This is a genomic window from Streptomyces kanamyceticus, assembly GCF_008704495.1.
GTDB lineage: Bacteria > Actinomycetota > Actinomycetes > Streptomycetales > Streptomycetaceae > Streptomyces > Streptomyces kanamyceticus.
Genome location: NZ_CP023699.1, coordinates 8,426,214 through 8,444,414 on the forward strand (window position 1 = coordinate 8,426,214; position 18,201 = coordinate 8,444,414).

At 72.5% G+C, this 18,201-nt stretch carries 5 protein-coding genes; 4 read left to right on the forward strand and 1 reads right to left on the reverse strand.

Annotated elements, in window-relative coordinates:
• Positions 1-7 precede the first annotated feature (7 nt).
• The 4 genes from CP970_RS36665 (at position 8) to CP970_RS45840 (ending at position 16,903) form a co-directional block, all read left to right on the forward strand.
• Positions 8-3,196 carry a type I polyketide synthase gene (locus CP970_RS36665; protein ID WP_398656424.1) on the forward strand — a complete coding sequence of 1,063 codons (3,189 nt, stop codon included), beginning with the start codon at positions 8-10 and terminating at the stop codon, positions 3,194-3,196.
• A gap of 29 nt (positions 3,197-3,225) precedes the next feature.
• Positions 3,226-8,880: an SDR family NAD(P)-dependent oxidoreductase gene (locus CP970_RS36675; RefSeq protein WP_398657021.1), complete on the forward strand. Its 5,655-nt coding sequence runs from the start codon at positions 3,226-3,228 to the stop codon at positions 8,878-8,880.
• Positions 8,881-9,067: 187 nt separating this feature from the next.
• A complete protein-coding gene (locus tag CP970_RS36680) occupies positions 9,068-12,004 on the forward strand; it encodes a type I polyketide synthase (RefSeq protein WP_150494454.1) in 2,937 nt (978 codons plus the stop codon).
• 78 nt (positions 12,005-12,082) lie between these two features.
• On the forward strand, positions 12,083-16,903 hold the full coding sequence (locus CP970_RS45840; RefSeq protein ID WP_055547767.1) for a type I polyketide synthase: 4,821 nt from the start codon (positions 12,083-12,085) through the stop codon (positions 16,901-16,903).
• Between the two features lie 101 nt (positions 16,904-17,004).
• Here CP970_RS45840 and CP970_RS36690 read toward each other — a convergent pair whose 3' ends face one another.
• Entirely contained in the window at positions 17,005-18,099 is a 1,095-nt protein-coding gene (locus CP970_RS36690) for an alpha/beta hydrolase (RefSeq protein ID WP_055547765.1), read from the reverse strand.
• Positions 18,100-18,201 lie beyond the last annotated feature (102 nt).

Consider the following 18,201-nt stretch of genomic DNA (forward strand, 5'->3'; position numbering starts at 1 on the left):
CCCAGGGGTGGAAGAACACATGGCGAACACCGCCAGCACGGGCAGCACGTCCAACAACGAGAACGAGGACAAGCTCCGCGACTACCTCAAGCGGACCGCCGCCGACCTGCGCCAGACGCGCAGGCGGCTGCACGAGGCCGAGGCCCGCGAGCAGGAGCCGATCGCCATCGTCGGCATGGGCTGCCGCTACCCCGGTGACATCTCCTCGCCGGACGAGCTGTGGCAGCTGGTCAGCGGGGGCGGCGACGCGATCTCCGAGTTCCCCGTCAACCGCGGCTGGGACCTGGACAACGTCCACCACCCCGACCCGGAGCACCCCGGCACCGCCTACGTCACCAAGGGCGGCTTCCTGCACGACGCCGACCGTTTCGACGCCGACTTCTTCGGCATCAGCCCCCGCGAGGCCGAGGCGATGGACCCGCAGCAGCGGGTGCTCCTGGAAGCGGCCTGGGAGGCCTTCGAACACGCGGGCATCGCGCCCGACGCGCTCAAGGGCAGCCGGACCGGCGCCTTCATCGGCGCCATCGGCCAGGAGTACGCACCACGCGGCAGCGCCCTGCCCGCCGAGTACGAGGGTTACGTCCTCACCGGCACCACCACCAGCGTCGCCTCCGGCCGACTCGCCTACACCTTCGGCTTCGAGGGCCCTGCGGTCACGGTCGACACGTCCTGCTCGTCCTCACTGGTCGCCCTGCACCTCGCAGTGCAGGCACTGCGCAACGGCGAGTGCTCGCTGGCCCTCGCGGGCGGCGTCACCGTGCTGCCCACCCCCCGCCTCTTCGTGGAGTTCAGCAAGCAGCGCGGACTGTCGATGGACGGCCGGTGCAAGGCCTTCGCGGCATCGGCGGACGGCACCGGCTTCGGCGAGGGCGCGGGCGTCCTCGTCGTCGAACGCCTCTCGGACGCCCAGCGCCGAGGTCATCGCGTGCTGGCGGTGGTGCGGGGTTCGGCGGTCAATCAGGACGGCGCGAGCAATGGTCTGACCGCTCCGAACGGTCCTTCGCAGGAGCGGGTGATTCGTCAGGCGTTGGCGAGTGCGCGGTTGTCGGCGGCGGATGTGGATGCGGTGGAGGCTCATGGCACGGGCACCAGGTTGGGTGACCCGATCGAGGCGCAGGCGCTGCTTGCGACGTATGGGCAGGGGCGGGAGCCGGGTCGTCCGTTGTGGCTGGGGTCGGTGAAGTCCAACATCGGCCACACCAACGCGGCGGCCGGTGTCGCGGGTGTCATCAAGATGGTCCAGGCGATGCGGCACGAGGTGCTGCCCCAGACACTGCACGTCGACGAACCGACGTCCCAGGTGGATTGGACCGATGGCTCAGTCTCTCTCCTGACGGAGGCTCGGGAGTGGGTTGTCGAGGGGGATCGGCCGCGTCGGGCGGGTGTGTCGTCGTTCGGTATCAGTGGGACGAATGCGCATGTGATTGTGGAGCAGGCGCCGCAGACCGAGAACGAGACCCGGGCTGAGGCTGTTCCGGTTGAGGGGCCGGTGTTGTGGCCGGTGTCGGGTAAGTCGGTGGAGGCGGTACGGGCGCAGGGCGCGCAGCTGGCCTCGTTCGTCCGGGAGTCCGGTGCGGGTCTGGATGCTGCTGTGGTCAGTGGTGTGCTGGCCGGGGCCCGTTCACAGTTCGAGCACCGCGCGGTCGTGGTCGGATCGGATGCGCAGGAGCTGACGGAGGCGCTGGAGGCACTGGCCGCGGGCCAGTCGCATCCGGGTCTGGTGACGGGTATCGATACTCCGGGCCGGACGGTGTTCTTGTTCACCGGGCAGGGCAGCCAGCGCCCCGGCATGGCCCGGGAGTTGTATGACTCCTCGGCGGTGTTCGCGGCCGCGTTCGATGAGGTGTGCGTCCTGCTGGATGCGGGTCTGCCGCGGCCGTTGAAGGAGGTCGTCTTCGGTGACGACGCGGAGGCGCTGGAGCAGACCCAGTACGCCCAGGCCGGGCTCTTCGCGGTGCAGGTGGGGTTGTTCCGGCTATCGGAGCATCGCGGGCTGCGGCCGGATGTGGTGCTGGGGCATTCGATCGGGGAGCTGGCGGCGGCGTATGTGGCGGGGCTGTGGTCGCTGGAAGATGCCTGCACGCTGGTGGCGGCGCGCGGACGGCTGATGCAGGCCGCCCCCACCGGCGGCGCGATGGCCTCTATCGCGGCGAGTGAGGAGGAGGTGCTGGCGCTGCTGGCCGGGCGCGGCGATGTGGGGTTGGCGGCGGTGAACAGTGCGGACTCCCTGGTGATTTCCGGGGAGGCGGAGGCGGTGGCCGAGATCGCCGCACACTTCGCCCAGCTGGGACGGCGGGTCAAGCACCTGCATGTCAGTCACGCCTTCCACTCCGCCCACATGGACAGCGCCCTGCCCGGCTTCCAGGAGGCGGCCCGCCAGGTCACCCCTCAGCCGCTGACCCTGCCACTGATCTCGAACGTCACCGGCCAGACCGCCACGGACGAGGAGCTGGCCGATCCGGGTTACTGGGTGCGCCAGCTGCGGGGCACCGTCCGCTTCGCCGACGGCCTCCGCCACGCCCAGGAGCTCGGCGCGACCCGGTTCGTGGAGCTGGGCCCGGACGCGGTTTTGAGCACCCTCACCCCCGAGGACGCGGTGCGGATCCCGCTGCTGCGCCGCACCACCCCCGACCCCCAGGCCATCGCGCTGGCCCTGGCCACCGCGCACGCCCACGGCATCCCCCTCACCTGGCCACCCGCGACCGCCCACCTGGACCTGCCCACCTACCCCTTCCAGCAGGACCGCTACTGGCTGCACGCCAACCCGCCGGCGGGGGATGTGGCCAGTCTGGGGCAGGTCCCGGCCGGGCACGGCCTGCTGGGCGCCGCGGTCTCCCTGGCCGCCGACGGCACCACCGTGTTCACCGGCCGCCTCTCGCTGGCCTCGCATCCGTGGCTGGCCGACCACGCGGTGAACGACACCGTCCTGGTGCCCGGCACCGCCTTCGTGGAACTGGCCCTGCACGCCGGACACCACACCCACACCCCCCACCTCGACGACCTCACCATCGAAACCCCCCTCACCCTCACCCACGACAACCCCGCCACCATCCAAGTCCTGGTCGGAGCCGATAATCCCGACGGCTCCCGCTCCCTGACCATCCACTCCCACACCGGCGAGGGCACCGGCTGGACCCGCCACGCCACCGCCACCCTCACCCCCACCCCCACGGGACAACCCCTGAACCCGAGCTGACGACCTGGCCACCCACCGACACCACCCCCCTGCCCGTCGAGGACTTCTACGACCGCCTCGCCCAGGGCGGCTACCACTACGGCCCCCTCTTCCAAGGCCTCCACACCGCCTGGCACGACCCCCACACCAACACCCTCTACGCCGACATCACCCTGCCCCCCGACACCGACGTCACCCCATACGGCATCCACCCCGCCCTCCTCGACGCCGCCCTCCACACCCTGGGTGCCGCCGACGAGAGCGTCCAGGAGGTCCGTCTGCCCTTCAACTTCTCGGGCGTCACCCTCCACGCCACCGGCGCCACCAGCCTCCGCGTCCGCGTCACCCCCCACACCAGTACCGGCGACAGCGTCACCCTCACCCTCGCCGACCCCACCGGCGCCCCCGTCGCCCACATCGACACCCTCACCCTGCGCACCCTCACAACCGAGCAACTGGCAGCGGCAGGCGAGAACGCGGTCAACGACGCGCTGTTCCAGCTGAGTTGGCAGCCCGCTCCGGCCGTCGAAGCCACCACTGCGGCGCCGCATTGGGCCGTGCTGGGGCACGCCTCCGCTGTCATCCCCGCCCCTCTGGACACGCTCCCCGCCTACCCGGACCTCGTCGCCCTCGCCGCTGCCGTCGACGCGGGGGAGAAGCTGCCCGAGGCCGTCTTCCTCCCCTGCCTGCCGATCGCCGTGGCCGAGGACGCGGTCGAGGCTACCCACGCCCGTACGGCCGGCCTCCTCTCGCTGCTGCAGAGCTGGCGTGCCGACAGCCGTCTGGCCGCGGTCCGGCTGGTCGTCGTCACCTCCGGTGCCGTGGCCGTCGGGGCGGGGGACTCGGCGCGGGATCTGCCGGGGGCCGCGTTGTGGGGCCTGGTCCGCGCGGCCCAGGCCGAGAGCCCCGATTCCTTCACGCTCCTCGACGTGGACGGTGGCGGGTCGCTCGGTGACCTGCCCGGCGTACTGGCCTCCGGTGAACCGCAGTTGGCGTTCCGTGACGGTGCCGTGCACCTCGCGCGCCTGGCTTCCGCCGACTCCACGGCCGAGCTCGCGCTGCCGTCCGGTCCCGGGCCGTGGCGTGTCGACGTCACGGAGAAGGGCACCCTGGAGAACCTCGCCCTGGTCGCCAACCCGAGCGCGGAGCGTCCCCTCGCGCCGGGTGAGGTCCGGGTCGCGTTGCGCGCCGCCGGGCTGAACTTCCGTGACGTCCTCATCGCGCTCGGCATGTACCCGGGTGACGCGCCCATCGGCAGCGAGGGCGCGGGTGTCGTCATCGAGGTCGGCCAGGACGTGGCGGGGGCCACCGGACTCAAGCCGGGCGACCGCGTCATGGGTCTGCTCACCGAGGGTGCGGGCCCGGTGTCGATCACCGATCAGCGCTATCTGGCCCGCGTTCCGCGCGGCTGGAGCTATGCGCAGGCGGCCGCGACGCCGATCGTCTTCCTCACCGCCTACTACGGCCTGTTCGACCTCGGCGGTCTGCGGTCGGGGGAGTCCGTACTGGTGCACGCCGCGACGGGCGGCGTCGGCATGGCGGCCGTCCAGCTGGCCCGGCACGCGGGTGCCGAGGTCTACGGCACCGCGAGCCCCGGCAAGTGGGACGTGCTGCGCCAACAGGGTCTCGACGACGCCCACTTCGCCAACTCCCGCACCCTCGACTTCGAGGCCGCGTTCCTTGAGCGCACCGGGGGGCGTGGCATGGACGTCGTCCTGGACTCGCTTTCCGGCGAGTTCGTCGACGCCTCTCTGCGGCTGCTGCCGCGGGGAGGCCGGTTCCTGGAGATGGGCAAGACCGACATCCGCGAACCCGAGGCGGTGCGCGCCGACCACCCGGACATCGACTACCGGGCCTTCGACCTCATGGACGCGGGACACGACCGCATCCAGGAGATGTTCGTCGAACTGCTCGCGCTCTTCGAGAGCGGCGCGCTGCGCCCGCTGCCCGTCTCCGCCTGGGACATCCGCCGCTCACCCGACGCCTTCCGCCACCTCGGCCAGGCCAAGCACACCGGCAAGGTCGTCCTGACCGTCCCGACGTCACTCGCCGAAGTGTCGTCGGACGCATGGGTGTTGGTGACGGGCGGTACGGGTGCGTTGGGCGGTCTGTTCGCCCGGCACCTGGTGACCGAGCACGGCGTACGCCGTCTGGTGTTGACGAGTCGTCAGGGCGAGTCGGCCCCGGGGGCCGCCGAGTTGGTGGCGGAGCTGTCGGCCGCGGGCGCGGAGTCGGTGCGGGTGGCCGCGTGCGATGTGGCCGATCGCGTGGCGCTGCGCGAGTTGCTGGAGTCGATCGCCGCGGACGGTCCGCTGGGCGCCATCGTGCACACGGCGGGGGTGGTGGACGACGGTCTGGTGGACGCGCTGAGCACCGAGCGGCTGGCGCGGGTGCTGCGTCCGAAGGTGGACGCGGCCTGGAACCTGCACGAGCTGACGGGCGAACTCGGCCTGGACGTGGGAGCGTTCGTGGTGTTCTCGTCGGTGGCCGGTGTGGTGGGCAGTCCGGGGCAGGGCAACTACGCGGCGGCGAACGCCTTCCTGGACGCGCTGGCCGAGCGGCGGCGGGCGTCCGGCTTGCCCGCGTCGTCGCTGGCGTGGGGACTGTGGGACCAGTCGGGCGGCACCGGCATGGGCGGCGCCCTCGACCGGGCCGACCTCGAACGCATCGCCCGGAGCGGCTTCGTGCCGCTCGCGGCCGACGATGGCCTGTCCTTGTTCGACGCCGCGGTGGCGTCGGGCCGCGGCGCCCTCGTGCCGACGCGCATCGACGTGAAGGCGCTGCTGGCCCGCGCCGACCGAGCCGAACTCCCGCCCGTCCTGCAGGGGTTGGTGGGCGGCGGCAGCGGTGGCGGGCGACGCGTCGCCGCCGGGGCCACGGCGGCCGGTGGCTCGCTGGTGGAGCGGCTCGCCGCGCTCACCGCCGACGAACAGCAGCGGCACCTCCTCCACCTGGTGCGCGGCGAGGTCGCCGCCGTCCTCGGCCGCGGCGCCGACGGCACGCTCGAACCCACCCGCGCCTTCAAGGACCTGGGCTTCGACTCGCTCACCGCCGTCGAGCTCCGCAACCGGGTGAACGCCGTCTCGGGTCTGCGGCTTCCCGCGACCCTCGTCTTCGACCATCCGACGCCGGGCGCACTCGCCACGTACTTGCGCAAGGAACTCTGCGGCGACCTCGCGGCCTCCGGCACGGCGGCCCCTCCCGCATCCGCCACCGCCACGGCCGACGACCCGATCGCCATCGTCGGCATGAGCTGCCGCCTGCCCGGCGGCGTGGATTCGCCCGCGGGCCTGTGGCGGCTCCTGTCCGAAGGCGCCGACGCCATCGGGGACTTCCCTACGGACCGCGGCTGGGACCTCGACCGTCTCTACGACCCGGACCCGAACACCTCCGGCACGTCCTATGTCCGACAGGGCGGGTTCATCGAGGGTGCCGACCGCTTCGACGCCGCGTTCTTCGGCATCAACCCGCGTGAGGCCATCGCCACGGACCCCCAGCAGCGACTGCTGCTCGAAGCGACGTGGGAGGCGTTCGAGCACGCGGGCATCGATCCGGAGACGCGGCGCGGCAGTGACACCGGCGTCTTCGCGGGCGTCATCTTCGGCGACTACACCTCGCGCCTCAGCGCGATCCCGGAGGGATACGAGGGCTACATCTCCACCGGCAACACCACCAGCGTCGCCTCCGGCCGCCTCGCCTACGCCTTCGGTCTCGAAGGCCCGGCCGTCACCGTCGACACGGCCTGCTCGTCGTCGCTGGTGGCTCTCCACCTCGCCGCGCAGGCGCTGCGCAACGGGGAGTGCTCACAAGCCCTCGTCGGCGGCGCGACCATCATGTCCGGGCCGACGAACTTCATCGAGTTCAGTCGACAGCGCGCGCTCTCCCCGGACGGCCGCTGCAAGGCCTTCGCGGCATCGGCCGACGGCACGGGCTGGGGCGAGGGAGTCGGTGTCCTCGTCCTGGAACGGCTCTCCGACGCGCGGCGCCGAGGCCACCGAGTCCTCGCCGTGGTGCGGGGCTCGGCCATCAACCAGGACGGTGCGAGCAACGGCCTGACCGCCCCCAACGGCCCCTCCCAGGAGCGCGTGATCCGGCAGGCGCTCGCCAGCGCCGGGCTCGACGGCTCCGGCGTCGACGCGGTCGAGGCGCACGGTACCGGGACCAAGCTGGGTGACCCGATCGAGGCGCAGGCGCTGCTCGCCACGTACGGCAAGAGCCGCGACGCCGAACAGCCCTTGTGGCTCGGTTCGTTGAAGTCCAACATCGGCCACACGCTGGCCGCGGCCGGAGTCGCGGGCGTCATCAAGATGGTCGAGTCGATGCGGCACGGCGTGCTGCCCAGGACGCTGCACGTCGACGAGCCGACCCCGCACGTCGACTGGGAGTCCGGCGCGGTCTCCCTCCTGACCGAGGCCACCCCGTGGCCCGAGCTCGACCGGCCGCGCCGCTCGGCGGTCTCCTCGTTCGGCATCAGCGGCACCAACGCGCACGTGATCCTGGAGCAGGCGCCGGAGGTTCCCGCCGAGGAGACGGCGGCGCGGGGCGAGCCGGGAGCGCCGCTCGACGGAGAACGGACCACGGTCGACGGCTCGGTCGGTGACGGTGTGGTCGTGTGGCCGCTGTCGGGCAAGTCCGTGGACGCGTTGCGGGAGCGGGCTGTTCAGTTGGCGGTGTTCGTGCGTGAGTCGGCCGGGGAGGTGGACCTGCCGGATGTGGCGCGGGCGCTGGCCACCTCGCGTACCCACTTCGAGGAGCGGGCCGCGCTGACCGCCACCACCCGCCAGGACCTGCTGGCCGGGCTGGACGCCCTGGCCACCGGCGCCGAACACCCCACCCTGGCCACCGGCAGCGTCCTGCCCGGCAAGACCGTGTTCGTCTTCCCCGGCCAGGGCTCCCAATGGGCCGGCATGGGCCGCGACCTCTACACCACCTCCCCCGTCTTCGCCGCCCAGCTGGACGCCTGCGCCACCGCCCTGGCCCCGCACACCGACTTCGACCTCATCGACGTCATCCACCAGCACGACGGCGCCCCCGGCCTGGACCGCGTCGACGTCATCCAGCCCGCCCTGTGGGCCATGATGATCAGCCTGGCCCGGCTCTGGCAGCACCACGGCATCCACCCCGACGCCGTCATCGGCCACTCCCAGGGCGAGATCGCCGCCGCCCACATCGCCGGCGCCCTCACCCTGGAGGACTCCGCCGCCATCGTCGCCCTGCGCGCCCGCACCCTGCGCCGCCTGGCCGGCACCGGCACCATGGCCTCCCTGCCCCTGGACGCCGACCAGGCCCGCGACCTCATCACCACACACCACCTCGACGACGTCCACATCGCCGCCCACAACAGCCCCACCACCACCGTCATCGCCGGCAACCACCACCAGATCCACACCCTGGTCACCGCCTGCCGCGCCCAGGACATCCGCGCCCGCGCCATCGACGTCGACTACGCCTCACACACCCACCACGTCGAAACCCTGCGCGAAGAACTCACCCAACGCCTCGCCCACATCACCCCCAACCCGCCGACCCCACCATCGCCTTCTACTCCACCCTCCACGCCACCCACATCACCGACACCACCACCCTCACCACCGACTACTGGATCAACAACCTCCGCCACCCCGTCCTCTTCCAACAAACCACCGAAACCCTCCACAACGACGGACACACCCACTACATCGAAACCAGCCCCCACCCCGTCCTGACCATCGGACTCCACAACACCCTCGAACCCCACAACACCCCCTACACCGTCACCCCACCCTCCGCCGCGACACCACAGACACCCACACCTTCACACAAGCCCTCGCCACCGCCCACACCCACGGCCTCACCCCACACTGGGACACCCCACAAACCCACATCGACCTCCCCACCTACCCCTTCCAGCGGGTGAGTTACTGGCTCGACGCACCCGCGGGAGGCGGCTCGGGCGACGCGACCAGCCTCGGTCAGACCCCCACCGGGCACGGCCTGCTCGGCGCGGCGGTCACGCTCGCGGACGACGCGGCGACGGTCTTCACCGGACGTCTCTCCCTGGCCTCGCATCCGTGGCTGGCCGATCACGCGGTGAACGGCACCGTCCTGGTCCCCGGCACCGCCTTCGTCGAACTCGCCCTGCACGCGGGGGAGTACGTGAACAGTGAGCACCTCGAAGGCCTCACCCTGGAGGCGCCGCTCACCCTCACCGACGAGCAATCCGTCCGTATCCAGCTGTCCGTCGGCGAGCCCGACGAGGCCGGACGGCGTCAACTGAAACTCCACTCACGGGCGTACGACAGCGAGGACACCCCCGGCCCCTGGGTGCGGCACGCGACCGGCACGCTCAGTGCCGACCCCACGGCGGCGGGTGCCTCCGCGGTGCCCGAGGCCGCGGTGGCCTGGCCACCCGTCGGCGGCGAACCGCTCGACCTGGACGGCTTCTACGACGCCTTCGCGGACCTCGGCTATGAGTACGGGCCGCTGTTCCAGGGCCTGGAGGCCGCCTGGCGCGTCGGCGACGACGTGTACGCGGAGGTCGCCCTGCCCCAGGACACCGACGTCACCGGATACGGCATCCACCCCGCACTCCTCGACGCCGCCCTGCACACCCTGGCGGCGGCCTCGGGAGCGATCGGCCCTGACGGCCCGTCCGACGGCGCCGAGCTGCGGCTGCCGTTCGACTTCAGCGGCGTACGCCTGCACGAGACGGGCGCACCGGCGGCCCGTGTCATCGCCTCACCCGCCGCGGACGGAAGTGCCCGGCTGACCCTGACGAACGACTCGGGCAAGCTGCTCGCGACCATCGACGCGCTCACCACGCGCCCGGTCGACGAAGGCCAACTCGCCGCCCTCAGCCGGGTGTCGGCGACCCGCGCCCCGCTGCTCGCGGTCGAGTGGGTTCCGCTGCCGGAACCCACGGTGGTGGGGACCGATCCCGTATGGGCCTTCATCAGTCCCACCCCGCAGCCAGCCGGCACGCTCCCGGCAGACATCCCCGTACACCCGGACCTGGATGCCCTCCGCGCCGCCCTCGCCGACGGCGCCCCCGCACCCGACCACGTCGCCCTGATCCTGCCCACCACCGATGACGGTGACGACGACTCACCCATCCCCGCCACCCACACCCTGACCACCCACACCCTCACCTTCCTCCAACACTGGCTCACCAACGAAGAATTCACCCACACCCACCTCACCCTCATCACCCGCGACGCCACCACCACCCACACACCCCCCAACCTCCCCCACGCCACCATCTGGGGCCTCACCCGCACCGCACAAACCGAACACCCCGACCGCATCACCCTCCTCGACCTCAACCCCACCACCCTCCTCACCACCACCCTCCTCAACACCACCCACCACACCCACCAACCCCAACTCGCCCACCACAACAACACCCTCCACACCCCCCAACTCACCCCCACCACCTCTCCCATCACCCAACCCACCACCTCACCCACCCCCTTCGACCCCAACACCACCATCCTCATCACCGGCGGCACCGGCACCCTCGGCCGCATCATCGCCCGCCACCTCATCACCCACCACGGCGTACGCCACCTCCTCCTCACCAGCCGCCACGGTCAAGCAGCCCCCGGCGCAGCGGAACTGGCCACCGAACTCACCCACGCCGGAGCGGACGTACACATCGCCGCCTGCGACACCACCAACCGCACCGACCTCAGCAACCTCCTCAACACCATCCCCACCAACCACCCCCTCACCGCAGTCATCCACACCGCCGGCACACTCCACGACGCCACCCTGACCACCCTCACCCCAGACACCCTCACCGACGTCCTACGACCCAAAGCCGACGCCGCCTGGAACCTCCACGAACTCACCCGCCACCTCCCCCTCACCCACTTCATCCTCTACTCCTCCGCAGCAGGCCTCACCGGCAACGCCGGACAAGCCAACTACGCCGCCGCCAACACCTTCCTCGACGCACTCGCCCACCACCGCCACACCCACAACCAACCCGCCACCAGCCTCGCCTGGGGACTCTGGAACACCACCAGCACCATGACCCAGCACGTCACGTCCCAGGCGGAGTCGAACCGGCTGAGCCGGAGCGGGCTCGTGGCGCTGGCGGAAGAGGAGGGGCTCGCCCTCTTCGACGCCGCGCTGGCCGCGACGGAGCGGCATCCCGTACTGGGGGCACTGCGCACCGACGCGGCGGAGCTGCGGACACAGGACCGTGCCGGACTGCTCAACCCGGTGCTGCGGGGGCTCGTGCGGACGGTGCGGCGCCGGGAAACGGGCGGCGGAGCCGAGCAGTCGCTCGTGGCCAGGCTCGCGGCCCGGCCCGAGTCCGAGCACCGGACCGTGGTCCTCGACCTCGTGCGGGGAGCCGTCGCGGCCGTCCTCGGCCACGGCACGCCGGACGAGCTCGATGTGCACCAGTCCTTCAAGGAACTGGGCTTCGACTCGCTCACCGCGGTCGAACTGCGCAACCGGCTCAACGCCGCGACGGGACTGCGGCTGACCGCGACCCTCGTCTTCGACCACCCGTCCCTGTCCGAACTCGCCGACCACCTCCTTGGCCAGGTCACGGCGGAGACCGAGCGGGAGCGCTCGTCTTCGCTGCTCGTCGAGCTCGACCGGCTGCAGGCCGTCCTCGGGCGGGCGGCCGATGGGGACGGCGTGATCCGCTCGGCGGTCACCGAACGGTTGCGCGGGCTGCTAGCCGACTGGGAGGGCGCGGAGAGCGCGGATCAAGGAGGGGACGCGGCGGGCGACGACGGGGCCGGTGACGCGGACGCCGTCGAACGCATCGAGACGGCATCGGCCTCCGAGATCTTCGACTTCATCGACAAGGAACTGGGCCGCAGCGCCGGCTGACCCCGCTCCGACCGGACGTCGGTCACGGACACGGATTCGGGATCGCCCGCAAGGGAGCCCGCGAACGGAGAGAACAGGATGTCGAACGAAGAGAAGCTCACCGAGTACCTCAAGTGGGTGACGGCCGACCTTCACAAGACCCGGCGCCGGCTCGCCGAGGCCGAGGCCGCCGACCGCGAGCCCATCGCCGTCATCGGCATGGGCTGCCGCTACCCCGGCGGCGTGCGCACCCCCGACGACCTGTGGAAACTGGTCCGCTCCGGCGCGGACGGGATCGGTGACTTTCCCGTCGGCCGAGGCTGGGACCTGGACCACCTGTACGACGCGGACCCGGACAAGGCCGGGACCTTCTACACCCGGCACGGCGGATTCCTGCACGACGCGGACCAGTTCGACGCCCCGTTCTTCGGCATCAGTCCGCGCGAGGCGACCGCCATGGACCCGCAGCACCGGCTGCTCCTCGAAGCCTCCTGGGAGGCGTTCGAGGACGCCGGACTTGACCCGGTCGAGCTGCGCGGCAGCGACACCGGCGTCTTCGCCGGGATCATGTACAGCGACTACGCGGCGCGACTGCATTCCGTACCGGAGGAATACGAGCCGTTCCTGGGCAACGGCAGCGCGGCGAGCGTCGCTTCGGGGCGCGTCTCGTACGCGCTCGGGCTGCGCGGCCCCGCCGTCTCCATCGACACGGCGTGCTCGTCGTCGCTGGTGGCGCTCCACCTCGCGGTGCGGGCGCTGCGCGGCGGGGAGTGCGGCATGGCGCTCGCGGGCGGCGCGACGGTCCTGTCCACGCCGGGCGTGTTCGTCGAGTTCAGCAGGCAGCGCGGGCTCGCCGCCGACGGACGGTGCAAGGCGTTCGCCGCTGCGGCCGACGGCACCGGATTCGGTGAGGGCGTCGGCGTCCTCGTCCTGGAACGGCTCTCCGACGCGCGCCGCAACGGACATCCCGTCCTGGCCGTCGTACGCGGCACCGCCGTCAACCAGGACGGTGCGAGCAACGGCCTGACCGCCCCCAACGGCCCCGCGCAGGAACGCGTCATCCGGCAGGCACTCGACGGTGCGGGGCTCACCCCGTCGGACGTGGACGCGGTCGAGGCGCACGGCACCGGCACCACCCTCGGCGACCCCATCGAGGCACAGGCGCTCCTGGCGACGTACGGGCAGGAGCGCGGCGCCGGACAGCCGCTGCACCTCGGCTCGGTGAAGTCCAACATCGGGCACACCCAGGCCGCCGCCGGAGTCGCGGGCGTCATCAAGATGGTGCAGGCCATGCGGCACGGCGTGCTGCCCAAGACGCTGCACGTCGACGAGCCGAGCCCGCACGTCGACTGGGAGTCGGGTGCCGTCTCGCTCCTCACGGAGACCACGCCGTGGCCGGAGCTCGACCGACCGCGCCGCTCGGCGGTCTCCTCCTTCGGCATCAGCGGCACCAACGCCCACGTCATCCTCGAACAGGCTCCGGAACCAGGCGAGTTGATCGACGGTGGCGAGGGTGAGGGGGAGGAGGGCCCGGCCTTCGCCGTCGCGGCGGCGGCCGAGCTGCCCGCCGTGCCCTGGGTGCTGTCCGGGCGCGGTCCCGCGGCGCTGCGCGCACAGGCGCGCACCCTCCTCGACCACCTGCGGGCGGCGGACGGTGCGGCACGGGCGGCCGGGCCCGCCGACATCGCCCACTCGCTGGCGCTGCGCACTTCCTTCGGTCACCGGGCCGCCGTCGTCGCCGAGGGGCGCGAAGACCTGGAGCGGGGCCTGGCCGCTCTGGCGCGCGGTGATGCCGGTGCGGGGGCCGTCGTCAGCGGCGTCCCCGAAGGCGGCCGACTCGCCTTCCTCTTCGCCGGGCAGGGCAGCCAACGAGCGGGAATGGGCCGTGAGTTGAGTGCGGCCTTCCCGCTGTTCGCGCAGACCCTGGCCGATCTGTGCACCCGCTTCGACCGGTATCTGGAGCACCCGCTGCACGGCGTCGTGATGGCGCAGCCGCGCTCCGCCGAGGCCAAGCTCCTCGACGAGACGCTGTACACCCAGTGCGCGCTGTTCGCCGTCGAGGTCGCCCTCTTCCGGCTCGTCGAACACTTCGGTGTGCGGCCCGACATCGTCATGGGCCACTCCATCGGAGAGCTCGCCGCCGCGCACGTCGCGGGGGTCTTCGGGCTCGACGACGCCGTCGCGCTGGTCGCCGCGCGTGGCACGTTCATGCAGGCCGCGCCGTCGGGCGGCGCCATGATCGCCATCCAGGCGCCGGAGGCCGAGGTCGTCGAGTCGCTCGCCGCGCACGCGGGCCGGGTCGTCGTGGCCGCCGCCAACGGACCCGTCGCGACGGTCGTCTCAGGTGACGCGGATGCCGCGGCCGAGGTCGCCAAGGGCTGGCGGGAGAAGGGGCACCGCACCAAGCGGCTGCGGGTCAGCCACGCCTTCCACTCCCCGCACATGGAGCAGGCGGTCGCCCAACTGCGCGCCGTGGCCGCCAAGGTGACGTACGCCGAGCCCGTCATCGACGTCGTGTCGAACGTGACCGGACGCCTGGCCACCGCCGCCGAGCTGATGTCGCCCGACTACTGGGCCCGGCACATCCGCGAGGCCGTCCGCTTCCACGACGGCGTACGCACCCTGGAGGACGACGGCGTACGGCAGTTCGTCGAGATCGGGCCCGACGCCGTCCTCACCGCGATGGCCCGCGACTGCCTCACCGAAGAGCCGCTCCTGCTCGCCCCCACGCTCCGGCGCGACAAGCCCGAGTGCCCGACGCTGCTGCTCGGTCTCGCCGGAGTGTGGGCGCACGGCCGGGAGGTGGACTGGCGTGCCCTGCTCGCCGGATCCGACACGCGCCGCGTCACCCTGCCGCCGTACGCCTTCCAGCACCAGGGCTACTGGCTGCACGACGCCGACGACGCCCCCGGCACCCCCGAACGGACGGCGGTAGCCCTGGTCCAGGGCGGATCGGCGCTCGACGACCAGGACTTCCTGACCGCCCTGGAGCTCGGCGCCCCGCACACCCTGGCCCGCGCGTACGGCGCGACCGACGAGGAGCAGCAGCTCCTGCTGCGACTGCGGCCCGCGCTCACCGCCTGGCGCAGGCAGCGCAGTTGGTCCTACGGCGTCGAGTGGAAGCGGCTGCCCGAGACCCGGACCGGTCTGCACGCCGGGGCCACCACCGACGGCGGGAGCTGGCTCCTCGTGGAGCCCGACCTCTCGGACGACGGGCAGCCGACCGAGGGTTCGGCCCTCGAACGGGCCCTGACAGCGGCCGGGTTGGACGTCGTGCCACTCGGCGTACGGTCCGACGACACGGCCGAGGCGATCGCGGCGCGCATCGAGTCCACCCTGGCGGGACGGGCCCCGGGCACGCAGCCGTCCGGTGTGCTCTCCGCCCTCGGCTTCGTCAAGGGCGCGCACCCCGAACATCCCGCGATCTCCCTGGGGTTCGCCCTCACCACACAGTTGGTCGAGGCGCTGGGCGGCATCGGCATGCGGCTGCCGCTGTGGTGCCTGACCCGTGGCGCGCTGGCCGTCGGCCAGGACCCCGAGGCGCACGATCCGGCACAAGGGCACTTGTGGGGCCTCGGTCGCACGGTCGCCGCGCAGGCCCCCGCGGCCTGGGGCGGACTCGTCGACCTGCCGGCCGCCCTCGACCAGGCCGTCGGGACTGCCGCGACCGGTACCGAGGCGGGCGCGTCCCAGGGCGGCTGGGCCACGCACCTGGCCCGCTTCCTCGCGGACCCGCAGGGCGAGGACGAGATCGCGGTCCGCGCCTCGGGCCGCTACGTCCGTCGCCTGGTCCGCGTCCCTTGGCCCACCCCGCGGGAGCCGGACGACACCACGCTCGCCGGAACCGTCCTGCTGACCGGGGCCACCGCGACCGCGGGCCGGCACGCCGCCCTCTCCCTGGCTCGCGGGGGCGTCCGGCGCCTGCTGCTCCTCGCGCCGGAGAGCGAGGCGGGCGCGGCGGCGACCCTGACCGCCGAACTCGTCGCGCTCGGCGTGGAAGTGGAGGTCAGCGCGACCGACCCGGCCGACCGGCAGGCGCTCGCCGAAGTCCTCGCGGGCCTCGGCGACGACGCGCCGCTCACCGCCGTCGTACACGCGCAGTGGCACGCCGGTGACGCGGCAGCGGGCCTCACCGGTCTTGGTGACGCCACCGCCGCGCTGCACAACCTGCACGAACTCACCTTGGATCTCCCCTTGTCGGCGTTCACGGTCTTCACCGGGTACGACGGCCTCACCGGCGGGCGGGCCACCTCCTGGGAGAGCGTCGTGCACGCCGCCTACGCGGAGACCCTCACCCGCTACCGGCGCTCCCACCGGCTGCCCGCCACCCTCATCGCCTGGGGCCGGCTCGCCCCGGAGGCCACCGGCACCCCGGAAGCGGCTGAACCGGCACACGGCCTGCGCGCCCTCGACCCGATCCGCGCCCTGGCCTGCCTGCCGAACCTGCTCTCCACCCGGGCGGAATCCGACCCGACCGTGCCGGTGCTCGGCATCGCCGACGTGGACTGGGAACGCCGCACCGCCCACGACGCCAGGATCCGCTCCGGCGCCCTGCACCGGGCGCTGCCCGACGTCCGCAGCCACCTGGCGCACGGCGCGGACCGCGAGGCGTCCGACGACGACGCCGAGGCGCCCGCCGAACTCCGCCGCAAACTGGCCGAGTCGACCGAGGAGGAGGGCGGCATCCTCCTCTCCGAGCTGCTGCGCGACCAGATGATGCTGGTCCTCGGCCACGACTCGGCCGAGCACCTCGACGAGTCCAGCTCGTTCCTGGAGATCGGCTTCTCGTCCTTCACGGCCCTGGAGCTGCGCAACGGCCTGCACCGTGCCACCGGCGTCGCGCTGCCCGCCACCGCGGTCTTCGACCACCCGACGCCGGGCGACCTGCTGCGCTACCTGAAGCAGGCGCTGACCGGCTGACCGCAACCGGCGGGACCGTACGAGAACGGCGGCCCGTGCACCCCGGAAGGGGGGGCACGGGCCGCCGTCGTCGATCCTTTGCCGGCCGGAGGCCGGGCGCGTCAGGTGCTCTCGGCCCGCTGCCGCATCGCGAGCACCGACTGCACCGCCCAGGCGCGCGTCTCCTCGACGTGCGAGGGCGAACCGTGCACGTCGTCGTTCTCCTTGAGCGCCACGTCGCGCCCGTGCCGGTGCAGGAACCGCGCGTCCTCCTGCGGGATGATCTCGTCCCGCAGGCTCACCGTGTACCCGACCGGGATGGCCAGCCCGGCCAGCTCCTGGGCCGTGAAGCCCCAGGAGCGCATGTCGTCGAAGAGCGCGTCCTCGCCGAGGCCCGTCAGCTGCGCCAGCGTGTCCTTCGTGATGCGCGGCACCGTCGCGTCGTACCACGCGCGGTCGGTGAAGAACGCGCTGATGGGCGCGCCCGCCGTGACGACGCCGCGAATGCGCGGGTCCGTCAGCGCGCACCGCAGTGCCATGTGTCCGCTGAAGCTCATCGCCGACGCGTACGTCTTGGTCACGTCCGCGCGGTCGGCGAGCGCGTCGAGCAGCGCCGACAGCATGCGCCCGCCGTCGTTCCCGTACGTGAGGGTGTTCTCGCCGACCCCGGGCATCTCGGTGACGGCCATCGCCATGCCCAGCTGCTCGGCGCCGAGCAGCGCCGGCGCCCACTGCTCCTTGAGGCTGACGATCCCGCCCATGACGAGCAGCAACGGCCGGGGCTCGGTGGCCGAGAGGCCCGCGGTCAGCGCGGTGAACGTGCCTTTGCCGCCGTCGGGCCGGGTCTCGGCGCCCGGTCCGCCGTCCACGGTGATCTCGATGCGTTCGATGCCCGGGTGATCCGCGCTCCAGCGTCCGAACGTCTCGACGCAACGGGCGTGCGCCTCGGCGCGCGCCGGGCCGTCGACGAACGGGAAGCGGGCCGTGTTCCAGCACTGACAGGCCGCCAGGAGCTGCCCCTGAGCCGCCAACTCCGCTGCCGCCACCGACCATTCACCGCTCCACGAACCGGGACCCTCGCCGTCGTGCGTGATGCGCCGCAGAACCCGCGAACAGAGCTCGTCGGGCAGGCCTTGGGCGCGCGCGTGGACGCCGATGAACTGCTTGAGCTCGTCCACGTCGTTCCGCGCCGCACCCCGACCGGGCTGCTGTGTCATCCGTACGCTCCTCTTCTCGCCGGGATGGCCGTCAACGCCCCAGCATCCGGCGCCCGTCTAAAGCCGGGCTGGACTCACCCTTTACCGCAGGCCCCTCCGGCG

Coding starts and splice junctions, on each gene's coding strand:
- CP970_RS36690 (WP_055547765.1), bottom strand. CDS start 18,099: ATGACACAGCAGCCCGGTCGGGGTGCGGCGCGGAACGACGTGGACGAG.
- CP970_RS45840 (WP_055547767.1), top strand. CDS start 12,083: ATGTCGAACGAAGAGAAGCTCACCGAGTACCTCAAGTGGGTGACGGCC.